We start from the raw sequence: 12,643 nt of genomic DNA, 5'->3' as shown, positions 1-12,643 counted from the left end.
CTGCATGAAACTCGACGGTCTCGATGTCGCCATCGCAGGTGCCGGTGTCGGGGGCCTCGCGCTTGGCACCATGCTCGCCCGGTTCGGCGCCCGCGTCACGCTTTACGACCAGATGGAGGCACCGCGGCCTGTGGGCTCCGGTTTTGTGCTACAGCCGACCGGAGCCCAGGTTCTGGCAGCGATTGGCTTGCTTGCCCCGGTGGCCACACGCGGGCGACGCGTCGACCGGATGGTCGGGCGACTGAAGGACGGGGGCAAGCCCGTGCTCGATGTGCGCTACAGGTCGGACGAATTCGGCATCGCCGTTCAGAGGGTGGCGCTGTTCGATGTGCTGTTCGAGGCGGCGCGCGCTGCTGGTGTTACCTTTGAAGCATCGGCACGGATCAGCGGCGTCGAGCCGGGGGAGCATCCTCGCTTTGTCTTCGTTGATGGCCAGCGATCAACGCCAGCCGATCTTGTCATCGACGCCATGGGGGCCAATTCCCCGATCGGCAACCGCCCGGACAGCGAACTGAGCTACGGCGCGCTATGGGCGACCGTACCCTTTCCGAAAGGCGACGTATTCCAGGAGAACCTGCTCGAACAGCGGTATGACCGCGCTTCGCGTATGGCCGGCGTGCTGCCGGTCGGGACGGCCCGTGCGGGGGCACCCGCCATGGCAACCTTTTTCTGGAGCCTGCGGACGACAGACTATGCGGCATGGCAGGCGGACGGCCGCGACGCATGGCTGGAAGCGGTAGGAAGGCTCTGGCCGGAGGCCGTTCCGCTCGCCGAAGTCGCCGAACCGGTCCATGCCCGCTATCGCCATCTGACCCGCCAGCCGGTGCTCGGGCGCCACGCACTGAAGATCGGCGATGCCTGGCATGCGACCAGCCCGCAACTCGGCCAGGGCGCCAATATGGCACTGCTAGATGCAGCGTCGCTGGCATCCGCACTGATCCACGCCGAGGACATCGGCGCAGCCATAGGTCGGCATCTGCGGCAAAGGCAGATGCATGTGCACAGCTATCAGTTCCTGAGCCATTGCCTGACGCCCTTTTACCAGTCGGATAGCCGCCTACTGCCGGCGCTCCGCGACCACCTGATCGCGCCAGTGACGACGCTGCCGGGCATTCGCTCCATCATCTCGACGCTGGTGACGGGCGATCTTCTCGATCCGGTTGGGCGGTTGCGCCTCGCAGAGGCCTTCGCGCGTACATGCAGTCGCGGCGAAAAGCGTCGTGAGGATGAGGGCTCGCCCCTCTAGAGTTTACCCGTCCATTTTTCCGAGTCATAGGCATCATCAGCGCGTGTCTGGGGTGCCCCAGACCCTGGCGTGAAGGCCTTCAGAAGGTCCGACAGCTCCCGTGAACGCTTGTCCCAGATTACACCGAGATGATGCATGATCTCAGGACTCCTGGCGCTATCGTCTCCAGTCGAAGCCCTAACAACCTGCAGATAGTGTTCGGGAAGGCTTCCATAAGTGCTCCGAACAAGCGTGATCCGATCGATCTCACCCCATGCCAGCGTTAAATTGGTCGGAGACCCGAGCGTGATGCCGTTGTCGGAAACTTCAAGGATCAAGGCGTTGCGTGGATCAAAAACCGGCAGCCGCTTCGTGAGGCTTCCGACGAGGGCAACGCTCAAGCCTGAGCAGAAAATAGAAACGGCAATGTCAGCGACCACAGGGGTCGAAAGCCAATCAGACACGCCCCGCCCTAGGTGCCACCCCATTACCACGAGCATAACGGTCAAGAGTGTTTTGTAAATCTTTCGACTGCGCCGAAGCTCGAAAACAACATGACGGTCAGGCGCTGCATCATCGCGATTACTGCCTGCGCCTCCCATCTCGCCCCTCAAGCCAGAGCACTTAGCGCTCCCAGTCTTCCTTGTCAGTCGCCTTCTTGCTCCCGAGCTTGCGCTCGAGTTCGTCCGCCTGGCGGTCGGTCAGCCGCACATCAAGGCTGACGCTGCCATCTTCGTGGTCCTCGCGACCGCTGACGACAGCATTGCCATAGAGCCAGGACACGACCGCCTGCTTGTCAGCGGGAACCATAATCGTGGCCTCAGTCAAAACGCCTGAGAGCCGCTGCGAGATCGTCTCCAGCAGGACATCGACACCCTCGCCCGAAATCGCCGATACAGGCCGGACATTCTCTCGACCGGCAGCCTTTTGCAGAATGCCGTCATGATTTTCGGGATCAAGACGATCGATCTTGTTCCAGACCTCGATGATCCGCTCCGAGCGCTCCTTCTCGTCGATCCCGAGATCGTCGAGAATGCGCAGAACATCTGCGGACTGGGCGCCGTTATCAGGATCGGCCATATCACGCACATGCAGGATCAGATCGGCTTCCAGTACTTCTTCAAGCGTGGCGCGGAAGGCGGCGACAAGGTGCGTTGGCAAGTCAGAAATAAAACCAACCGTATCCGACATGATGACGGTGCGGCCATGCGGCAGCTTCATTCGCCGAAGCGTTGGATCAAGCGTGGCGAACAGCATGTCTTCGGCCAGAACACCGGCACCGGTGATCCGGTTAAACAACGTCGACTTGCCCGCATTGGTATAACCGACCAGCGCGACAATCGGATGCGGCACCTTGCGCCGCTTGGCGCGGTGGAGCTGACGGGTGCGGACCACCTGCTCCAGCTCACGCTCCAACTTGATGATCTTGTCCTGCAGCTGCCGGCGGTCGGCTTCGATCTGGGTTTCACCCGGCCCGCCCATGAAACCAGCACCACCGCGCTGCCGTTCAAGGTGGGTCCAGGAGCGCACGAGGCGGCCCTTCTGGTAATTGAGGTGCGCGAGTTCGACCTGCAGCGTTCCTTCCTTGGTGGACGCCCGGCGGCCAAAGATTTCAAGGATGAGGCCCGTCCGGTCGATGACCTTGGCGTTCCAGGCCTTCTCCAAATTGCGCTGCTGAACCGGTGTCAGCGGATGATCGACAATGACGAGACCCGCATCGTGCTCGTCAAGCAGCGCGGTTACCTCGGCAATCTTACCGGTGCCGAGAAGCGTCGCCGGCCTTGGCTGATTGACAGCCACGATCAGCCCCTGAACGATGGTGAGATCAATCGCCCTGGCAAGACCGATCGCCTCCTCGAGGCGCGCTTCGTTAGATCGTCCGGGAGCGGGCGGCGCTCCATCGGGCAGGCTCTGGGGCCTTGCCTGCTTGAGGACTGGGACGAGCACGAGGGCGCGCATATCATCCCGGTGCTTTTCGCCTTCCGGGATGATCGACTCATTCTTGGTATCGCGGGTTGTTATGATCTCAGTCCTGTGTGGAAGCGTTTTCGTCGTTCTCGAACATCGTCATCGGCTGGCCCGGCATGATGGTCGAGATGGCGTGCTTGTAGACCAATTGCGAATGGCCGTCGCGACGAAGAAGAACGCAGAAATTGTCAAAGGAAGTTACGACACCTGTCAGCTTCACACCATTAATCAGGAAGATCGTGAGGGAGATCTTCTGCTTGCGGACGGTGTTGAGAAAAAGATCCTGCAGGTTTTGAGAACGTTCCGCCATGGCGCCGCTTCTTTCTTTATTGCCGGCCGTTTTCGACCGGTGTGATTATTCTTGACTGCTGGTAAGGAAGCAGGGCCTTGCCCTCGCACCCCTCCTCAGGCGAATGTGGTATCAAATCGCCGTCTTCTCCGCAATGTCGAAAAACGCCGGGCAAGAGCGTTCACGCGCCCTGTTCAAGACGGGATGGCAGTGACGGAACGATCACAATCCACGACCTGAACCAGGTGGCCTAGACGCTCGAGACACTGCGAACCTATGCGCCCAGCCTCAGAAATACTGGATCGACACACGAAAGAGCTGCTCGACATGGCGCACAGAGTCGGCAGCCGCAAAAAGCACGACCCGATCCCTGGCCTTGATCTTCGTATCCCCATCCGGACGGATCACGGTCTTATCGCGATAGATGGCGCCAATCCGGAGCCCCGGCGGCAATTCCAATTCGCGAAACGGCCTGCCGACCAGAGGTGACGTCTCAAGTGCCTCAGCCTCGATGACCTCTGCCTTGCCCTTCTGCACCGCATACACTGCGCGGATACGGCCCTTGCGGACATGCTGCAGAACGCGCGAGATCGTCACGGCCCGTGGATTGATCGCCGCATCGATCCCGATGGAACCGGCAATATCGTGGAAGGACGGGTTGTTGATCAGCGCCATGCCCGACTTGCAGCCGAGACGTTTTGCCATCGCCGTACCGAGAATATTGGTCTGGTCGTTGTTTGTCAGCGCCACCATCAGATCGGCATCCTGAATATCGGCCTGCTGCAGAATATTCTGATCGAGAGCTGACCCATGCAGGACGATGCCGTTCGGCAATTGGTCGGACACCATCAAAGCGCGATCGCGATCGCTCTCGATGATCTTCAGCCGCACGCGCGGCTGCATCTTCTCGATGGTTTGCGCAACATAGTAGCCGATGTTACCACCACCGGCGATGACGATCCGGCCCGCCTCCTGCTCTTCGTGGCCAAACAGGCCAAGGGTCCGCCGCGCATGATCCTTCTGGCAGATCACATAGGCGAGATCGCCGACATGAAGCTGATCCTGGGATCGCGCCACGCTGAGGCGACCATTGCGATAGATCGCGCATACTGTCGCCATCAGATCGGGAAAGAGCTCGCTCAACTGGTTGAGAGGCGTATCGACGACTGGGCAGTCCTCCATGCATTCGATGGCGAGCATGGCAATCGTGTCATCAGCGAAACGAACGATGTCGGTGGCCCCGGGGAAAGAGATGCGGCGCAGCACCATTTTGCCGACCTCGATTTCGGGCGAAATCGTCACGTCGATCGGAAGGTTGTCACGGCTGAAGAGATCGGAATATTCGGGCCTGAGATAATTCTGCGAACGGATACGCGCAATCTTGGTCGGCACATTGAACAGCGAATGCGCCACCTGACAGGCCGTCATGTTGATTTCGTCATACAGCGTCACCGCAATCAGCATATCTGCCTGATCGGCACCAGCCAGCGCCAGAACGTCCGGATGCGCGCCGTGCCCGACATAGCCGCGAACATCCAGCGTTTCCGTGATGTGTGTAATCAGCGAGGCCGACGTATCGATGATCGAGACGTCATTGTCCTCCTGAGACAGACGTTCGGCGATACCGTAGCCGACCTGTCCGGCTCCGCAAATGATGACCTTCATGCCGTTCTCCCCCTGCCTGACGGCGTAAAAGCCGGACTCGACCCCGACCGCTTATACGCCAAGGGATTTCAGTTTGCGATGGAGGGCCGACCGCTCCATACCGACAAATTCAGCGGTCCGGGAGATGTTGCCGCCAAACCGGTTGATCTGAGCGATCAGATAGTCACGCTCGAACATTTCACGCGCCTCCCGGAGCGGAAGGGTCATGATATGCGTGTCACTGCGGGCAGACACCTTCGGCAGCATGTCGGAGAAATCCTGCGGCAGCATATCGGCCGAAATCGGCGTATCAGGGCTGTCGCTCTGAACGAGGATCAACAACCGCTCCATGTTATTGCGCAGCTGGCGGATATTCCCCGGCCAGTCATTGGCCTGCAGCACCGCCATCGCGTCGTCACCGATCCGGCGCTGACGAATACCAGCCTGTTCAGCAATCTGGCGCATGAAGAGATCGACCAGGAACGGAATGTCCTCACGGCGCTCGGCGAGCGCCGGCACTTTGATGGGCACGACAGCAAGCCGATGAAAGAGATCCTCGCGAAGCCGCCCTTCGGCGATCATGCCTTCCAGGTTATAAGCGCTGGACGAGATGATGCGCACATCGACCTTAACCCGCTTGGAGCCACCGACGCGCTCGAACTGCTGGTCGACCAGGACCCTGAGGATCTTGTTCTGCGTCTCGCGCGGCATTTCACCGATCTCGTCGAGATAGAGGATACCACGATGGGCTTCCTCAAGCGCGCCGATCTTGCGCGGCTGTCCAGGCGCGCCCTCTGTCCCAAATAGCGCAATCTCCATGCGCTCAGGCGTAATCGCGGCAGCATTCAAGGAAACGAACGGCCCAGCGGCTCTGCTGGACCGCTTGTGGATCATCCGCGCCACCAGTTCCTTGCCGGAACCAGATGGACCCAGGATCATGATACGGCTGTTGGTTGGCGCCACCTTCTCGATGGTCTGGCGCAGCTGCGATACCGCAACCGAGGTGCCGATCAGCTCCATCGCATCACCGGTCCGCCGTTTCAGCTCGGAAACCTCGCGCTTCAACTTGGAGTTTTCGAGCGCGCGCTCGGCGATCAGAATGAGACGGTCGGCCTTGAACGGCTTTTCGATGAAATCGAAGGCGCCCCGCTTGATCGCCGAGACCGCCGTTTCGATATTGCCATGGCCGGATATCATCACCACCGGCAAGTCGGGATGGCGTATCCGGATCTCATCGAGCAGGGAAAGCCCGTCAAGACGGCTGCCCTGCATCCAGATGTCGAGAAAGACGAGACGCGGAACACGATCCGAAATTGCTGCGAGAGCGCTGTCAGCGTCATGCGCCGTGCGGGTTTCGTGTCCCTCATCGCTGAGGATCCCGGAGACGATCTCGCGGATGTCCTCTTCGTCATCGACTACCAGAATATCAGAGGCCATTGATCACTTCCTTGTCGTTCACGCTTTCGGCAGACGGCGCATCCGCGCGCGGCAGGATAATGCGAATCATCGCACCCCGACCTCGATCGAATTCCGCCGGCGCATCGTGCAGCTCGAGCTGTCCGCCGTGCTCTTCAATGATTTTCTTGACGATAGCGAGACCGAGCCCTGTGCCCTTCTCGCGCATCGTCATGTAGGGCTCCAGGATGCGGTGCCGGTTTTCAGTCGGCAATCCGCGACCATTGTCGATGACATCGACCATGAAGCGATCATTCTGGTCATCGAAATGCGACCGGACCATGATCTTGCCGCCCTCGCCCAATTCCTCCCGAGGAACGGACTCGATCGACTCGACCGCATTCTTGACGATATTGCCAACCGCCTGGGCCAGCATGCGAGCATCGAAGCTGCCGATTAGAGGGGCATCGCCGAAATCGCGCTGGAAATCGATATCCGCACTACCAATTTCGCGAAGGAAGACGGCATCCGTCAGCACTTCGCGCAGATCCACCCGCTGTTTCGTCGGCTTCGGCATGCGAGCAAAGGAAGAGAACTCGTCGACCATGCGGCCGATATCCTCGACCTGCCGAATGATCGTATCCGTGCATTGGTTGAAAACCGCCTTGTCGTCCTCGGCGATCTGCTTGCCATAACGACGCTTGAGACGCTCGGCGGAGAGCTGGATCGGGGTCAGCGGGTTCTTGATCTCGTGTGCGATCCGCCTTGCGACATCGGCCCAAGCGGTGGAACGCTGCGCCACCACCAGATCAGTGATATCGTCGAGCGTGATGACGTAGCTGTCTTCTGATCCGCGCGTTTCTTCGCGGGTAACCTGAACGTTGAGTGTCCGCTCTTTACCGCCACGAATCATGTTGATCTGTTCTCGGTACTCGCCGCGATGGCGAACGGCCGCCTCCGACAAGACACGATCGACTTCGGGCGCAACAAGGGCGAGCTTCTGACCAATCAACTCATCGGCGGGCAAAGCAAGAAAGAATTCGACGGAGGGGTTAACGATGGAAATGATGCCGTCGCCCTCAACGCCGATGACGGCAGCAGTGACACCGGAAAGCACCGCTTCGATGAACCGGCGCCGATCGTCGACCTCGTCTTTCGCTTCAAGGATTTCGTCGCGCTGCGACCGGATCTGGGACACCATCTTGTTGAATGTCCGCGACAGACTTCCGACATCACCATCAGCTGCCCGGACCGGAACCAGAACATTGAGATTGCCGGAGGCAATGCTGTCCGCGGCACCGATCAGAAGTCTAATCGGACGCACGATCCGGTCCGCCACGGCAATCGCGGTCCAGATGGCTGCCAGAAGCACGATCAGGGCAAAACCCAGATAGAGAATCGCAAAGGCGATCTGCAGTGTCGTTCGCCCGTCTTCCATCGCCTTGTATTCGGCGGTGTTGTCTTCCATCAGGCGCATCGCCTGCATGACCTTCGGGTCAACCGCCCGGATCGTGTAGAGATAGGTACCGGAAAGCGAATCGAGCTTGATGATCGCCCCGACAAGATTGGTTACACCCGGCGGAATGAGCGTCGGCTGACCGGCTGCAGCGCTTTGCAGCGCATCCCGCGGGATCGCCGGCAGCGGCTTGTCCGTATCAATATCCGCCTTGGTGATCGACGAACCGTCCTCGCGGACGAGAAAGGCGCCGAGCATGCCACGACCTCTGGCCTGTCGTGTCATGAGTTCCACGAAGCCGGTCCGGTCGAGATAAAAGAGAGCCCGATTCCGCTCGAGGTCATTAGCCATCGAGATTGTCTGCCCCTGCAGATAGCTCGCATTTTCGAGCATATAGGCCTGGGCAACGTTCAGCGAAGACGAAACGATCGACTGTGTTCGGATCGAGAACCAACGATCCAGCCCGACGTTAAGGGTGATTGAGGCAAAGATCGCGACGAGAATGGCCGGCGTGATGGCGATGACGGAAAACAGCGTGACGATGCGAACATGCAGTCGCGCCGCAGCTCGGCCGCGATTACGCGCCTTGAACAGCCGCAGAAGCTCGCGCACGATCAGCACCATCAACCCGACGATGAACAGCGAATTGATCACGGCCGAGGCGGCCAAAACTCGCGTCGTCGGCTCGATGGGCGTCAGCCCGAGCAGAATGGGCAGCGTGAAGCTGGCGCTGAGCAGAGCACCGCCGGCGAGCAGAAGTCCCGGCAGGGCAAATGAAGCCCTGCGGTCTTTGGCCAATGCGGCATCAAATTCCGCAACTGAGGTCACCCCCACGCCTGCCATTCCATATTCCCCCGGGTCCGTATTGCGCGGACCTCTATGCATGCAACATCGTCATGGGCCGTCACCGGGAGCAAACTGCCGGTTCGACACAGTCAACGTGGCTTTTGAGCAACGTATTGTGGCGAAATTGCAACGGAGGTTCCCGGCATGTCAAGCCGAGCGGGAGCTGCGATAGACGGAAACGCCGAGTTCGCGGATCTTCTTGCGCAAGGTATTGCGATTGAGCCCGAGAAGATCAGCAGCCTTGATCTGATTTCCGCGTGTTGCCGTCAGCGCGGCAAGGATCAGCGGATACTCCATTTCGGTCAGCACACGGTCATAGAGGCCAGCCGGCGGCAGGGCGTCACCAAAGCCTGCAAAGTAGGTGCGCATATTTTCCTCGACCGCCTGCGCGATCGTCATGCTGCCAACGGGCACGCCGGCCTTGGTAATTGGACTGTCGGAAATATCCGCCCGCAGCTCCTGCTCGACGATTTCGCGGCCTATGACATCCTGTGGATAAAGCGCCATCAGGCGGCGAACAACATTCTCAAGCTCGCGAACATTGCCCGGCCATGCATAGGACTTCATCACTTCGAGCGCATCCTGGTCGAAACGCTTTGCGTCCAGCCCTTCCTTCTCGCCCTGCTGGATGAAATGCCGGACGAGGTCGGGAATGTCCTCCGCGCGATCGCGCAGCGGCGGCAGCCGCAACGGAACCACGTTGAGGCGATAATACAAATCCTCGCGGAAAAGCCCCTGATTGATGGACTGCTTCAGGTCCTTGTTGGTCGCAGCAACAATTCGGACATCTGTGCGGATCGGCGTGCGTCCGCCCACGGTCGTATATTCACCTTGTTGCAAGACGCGCAGAAGGCGCGTCTGCGCATCCATCGGCATGTCGCCAATCTCGTCAAGAAAGAGCGTGCCCCCCTCGGCCTGTTCAAAGCGGCCTGTGGAGCGTGTCTGCGCACCGGTGAACGCACCCTTCTCGTGACCGAACAGCTCGGATTCGATCAGGTCTCGTGGAATGGCGGCCATGTTGATCGCAACGAAGGGACCGTGGCGGCGCTTGCCATAGTCGTGAAGGGCCTTGGCCACCAGTTCCTTGCCGGTGCCGGACTCACCCGTGATCATCAACGTCAGGTCAGTCTGCATGAGGCGGGCAAGGACGCGGTAGATTTCCTGCATGGCTGCAGAACGACCGACAAGCGGCATCCCATCCTGCATGTCGTCGTCGAGGCGCGCCGGACGCTTCTTCGGTTCGGACAGTGCCCGGCCAATGATCGCGATCAGTTCGGTGAGATCGAAAGGCTTCGGCAGATAGTCATAGGCGCCTTTTTCGGAAGCCTTGATTGCCGTCATGAAAGTGTTCTGCGCGCTCATCACAAGCACGGGCAAGTCTGGCCGGGCCTTCTTGATCCGCGGCAGGAGATCAAATGCATTCTCGTCCGGCATCACGACATCGGTCACCACGAGATCCCCCTCGCCGGCCGACACCCAGCGCCACAAGGTGGCGGCGTTCGAGGTGATGCGCACATCATAGCCTGCCCGGCTCAAGGCCTGGTTCAGGACAGTGCGGATCGCAGCATCGTCGTCTGCAACAAGAATTGTGGCCGTCATTCGTATGTTCCCGTGGATTTGGCAATCGGCGCGTCGTCGAGTGCAATTTCTTTCGACATTGGCATCAGGACGCGGAAGGTGGTGCGGTTCGCCTGGCTCTCGCATTCGACGATGCCGCCATGGCCGCCGATAATCTTGGCGACCAGAGCCAGCCCCAACCCCGAACCATTGGTCTTGGTCGTAATGAAGGGATCGAAGAGATGCGGCAGAAGGTCGGATGGAACGCCAGGACCGTTGTCATGGACGCAGAATTCGAGCGGCAGGGAAATCTTCTCGCGCGAGCCGGCAACCGAGAGACGGATACCCGGACGATATGCCGTCGTTAGCTGGATCTCTCCGTCCGACCGTTCGCCAATGGCCTCGGCGGCATTCTTCACCAGGTTCAGGAACACCTGCACCAACTGGTCGCGATTGGCAAAGACCGGGGGCAACGACGGGTCATAGCTTTCGGTGATGCGAATGTTGCGCGCAAAACCCGCTTTGGCGACCGCCTTCACCTGATCGAGGACCGAATGGATGTTGATCGACTGGCGATCCACCGGACGCTCATCCGAGAACACTTCCATGCGATCGACCAACGACACAATCCGATCGGTCTCATCGCAGATGAGCCGTGTCAGAGCCCGATCTTCATCGGTAACGGCAGTCTCCAGCAGCTGCGCGGCACCTCGAATGCCCGAAAGTGGGTTCTTGATCTCATGCGCCAGCATCGAGGCAAGCCCTGTGACTGATCGCGCGGCCGCACGATGCGTCAACTGCCGGTCGATCTTGTCGGCCATCGAGCGTTCCTGAAAAACGACAACGACATTTCCCGGCTGGCTCAGCACCGGTGCGACATAGAGATCAACGAGTTTTTCCTGGCCAAGTCGCGGCGAACTAAGGTCGACGCGGTATTCATTCACCGGCGCGCGACGTTCGCGCACCTGCTCGATAAGGGATAGAAGCGGACTGCCAAAGGGAATGAAGGTCGAGATACGATAGCGAGACAGATGTGTCGCGCTCGCGCCGAAAAAGGCCTCAGCCTCCCAATTGGCAAAAGCGATATGGCCGTTGGCATCCACCATCACCACGGGATTCTGGATGGCGTTCAAGACGGCCATGGCGAGGCCGGTCCCCTTGTCATTCGCCGTCATGCGGCCTCCTGTATGGCCTGGCCGGCAATCCCTTTGGAGAGAGCCTGCATCAAAGCCTTCGCAACCTGTTCGGGGTCCTTGGATGTCATCAGCGCGGCTTTTTCATCGGGCGCCACATCTTTTGCATGGCGATCGATATACCAGCCGAGATGCTTGCGGGCATGCCTGACGCCAACATCCGCGCCATAATGCTCCAGCATCATCCGGTAGTGTTCCAGTGCGATGGCCGGAATTTCGGCAGTCTGCGGCCCATCATGCCCCGCCAACTGACCGGCATGCCAGGGACGTCCCTGGCAGGCCCGGCCGAGCATCACGGCATCCGCCCCCGACCGACGCAGGATATCGGCTGCGTCATCAGCCGTTTCCACATCGCCATTGGCGACCAGGGGAATCCGGATCGCGTCGCGCACGGCAGCAATCGCGTCCCAGTCGGCCCGCCCCTCGTAAAACTGCATCCGGGTACGGCCATGGACCGTGACCAACTGCACGCCAGCATCTTCAGCGCGCTTGGCGATATAGGGCGCATTGATGGAAGCACTGTCCCAGCCAAGCCGCATCTTGACGGTCACCGGGATCTTGACGGCCTTGACTGTCGCCTCGATCAGCGACAGCGCGTGGTCCGGTTCGCGCATCAGGGCAGATCCGGCATAACCGCCGATCACCTTCTTCGCCGGACAACCCATATTGATGTCGATGATATCGGCCCCGTTAGCCTCGGCAATCACGGCGGCCTCTGCGAGCCATTTCGCGTCTCGGCCGGCAAGCTGCACCATGTGGGGAGACAACCCTGCTCCCTTAAGCCGCGACCAGCTTTCAGCCGCATTAAATACCAGCTCCCGGCTGGCAACCATTTCAGTGACAACCAGCCCTGCGCCATAGCGGAAGGCCAGCTGGCGGAACGGCAGGTCGGTGACGCCCGACATCGGCGCGAGCACAACACGGTTGCGTACGCGGACGGGTCCGATCTGAAACGGACTATCTAGGGTGACAGACGTCAAATGACTATCTTTCGAGCATCAGTGCATTCTGCACTATTTTTAGACAGTACCGAGGCGATTGCCAAGAGGCAAAGCCATGCCGTCGATAAA

Annotated in this window: 10 protein-coding genes; 1 reads left to right on the top strand and 9 read right to left on the bottom strand. The window is 59.8% G+C overall.

Features of this window, described 5'->3' with window-relative positions:
* The first annotated feature begins 4 nt into the window (after positions 1 to 4).
* Positions 5 to 1,246, top strand: coding sequence for an FAD-dependent oxidoreductase (locus ACSV9I_RS02275; protein WP_438326909.1), 1,242 nt, complete (start codon positions 5 to 7; stop codon positions 1,244 to 1,246).
* Here ACSV9I_RS02275 and ACSV9I_RS02270 read toward each other — a convergent pair.
* The 9 genes from ACSV9I_RS02270 to dusB form a co-directional block, all read right to left on the bottom strand.
* Positions 1,243 to 1,689 carry a hypothetical protein gene (locus tag ACSV9I_RS02270; RefSeq protein WP_438326908.1) on the bottom strand — a complete coding sequence of 149 codons (447 nt, stop codon included), beginning with the start codon at positions 1,687 to 1,689 and terminating at the stop codon, positions 1,243 to 1,245. The genes ACSV9I_RS02275 and ACSV9I_RS02270 overlap by 4 nt on opposite strands.
* Before the next feature lie 160 nt (positions 1,690 to 1,849).
* Complete coding sequence (hflX, locus tag ACSV9I_RS02265) at positions 1,850 to 3,184, bottom strand: GTPase HflX (protein ID WP_438326906.1); 1,335 nt, start codon at positions 3,182 to 3,184, stop codon at positions 1,850 to 1,852.
* 67 nt (positions 3,185 to 3,251) lie between these two features.
* On the bottom strand, positions 3,252 to 3,503 hold the full coding sequence (gene hfq / locus ACSV9I_RS02260; protein WP_438326905.1) for an RNA chaperone Hfq: 252 nt from the start codon (positions 3,501 to 3,503) through the stop codon (positions 3,252 to 3,254).
* Positions 3,504 to 3,770: 267 nt separating this feature from the next.
* The gene (trkA, locus tag ACSV9I_RS02255) at positions 3,771 to 5,147 is read right to left on the bottom strand and encodes a Trk system potassium transporter TrkA (RefSeq protein ID WP_054158632.1); all 1,377 of its coding nucleotides are present in this window, start codon (positions 5,145 to 5,147) and stop codon (positions 3,771 to 3,773) included.
* Between the two features lie 51 nt (positions 5,148 to 5,198).
* Positions 5,199 to 6,563, bottom strand: a complete 1,365-nt coding sequence (ntrX, locus tag ACSV9I_RS02250; RefSeq protein ID WP_438326903.1) for a nitrogen assimilation response regulator NtrX — start codon at positions 6,561 to 6,563, stop codon at positions 5,199 to 5,201.
* Positions 6,553 to 8,820 carry an ATP-binding protein gene (locus tag ACSV9I_RS02245; protein ID WP_438326901.1) on the bottom strand — a complete coding sequence of 756 codons (2,268 nt, stop codon included), beginning with the start codon at positions 8,818 to 8,820 and terminating at the stop codon, positions 6,553 to 6,555. Before ACSV9I_RS02245 ends, ntrX begins: the two co-directional genes overlap by 11 nt.
* A gap of 150 nt (positions 8,821 to 8,970) precedes the next feature.
* Positions 8,971 to 10,422: a nitrogen regulation protein NR(I) gene (gene ntrC, locus ACSV9I_RS02240; protein WP_054158635.1), complete on the bottom strand. Its 1,452-nt coding sequence runs from the start codon at positions 10,420 to 10,422 to the stop codon at positions 8,971 to 8,973.
* Complete coding sequence (locus tag ACSV9I_RS02235) at positions 10,419 to 11,555, bottom strand: two-component system sensor histidine kinase NtrB (protein ID WP_054158636.1); 1,137 nt, start codon at positions 11,553 to 11,555, stop codon at positions 10,419 to 10,421. The genes ntrC and ACSV9I_RS02235 overlap by 4 nt, the downstream gene beginning before the upstream one ends.
* Positions 11,552 to 12,553 carry a tRNA dihydrouridine synthase DusB gene (dusB, locus tag ACSV9I_RS02230; protein ID WP_438326898.1) on the bottom strand — a complete coding sequence of 334 codons (1,002 nt, stop codon included), beginning with the start codon at positions 12,551 to 12,553 and terminating at the stop codon, positions 11,552 to 11,554. Before dusB ends, ACSV9I_RS02235 begins: the two co-directional genes overlap by 4 nt.
* Positions 12,554 to 12,643: the final 90 nt, after the last annotated feature.

It is taken from the genome of Rhizobium sp. G187 (assembly GCF_051549525.1).
Taxonomy (GTDB): Bacteria; Pseudomonadota; Alphaproteobacteria; order Rhizobiales; family Rhizobiaceae; genus Allorhizobium.
This window is presented reverse-complemented; position numbering and strand designations above follow the sequence as displayed.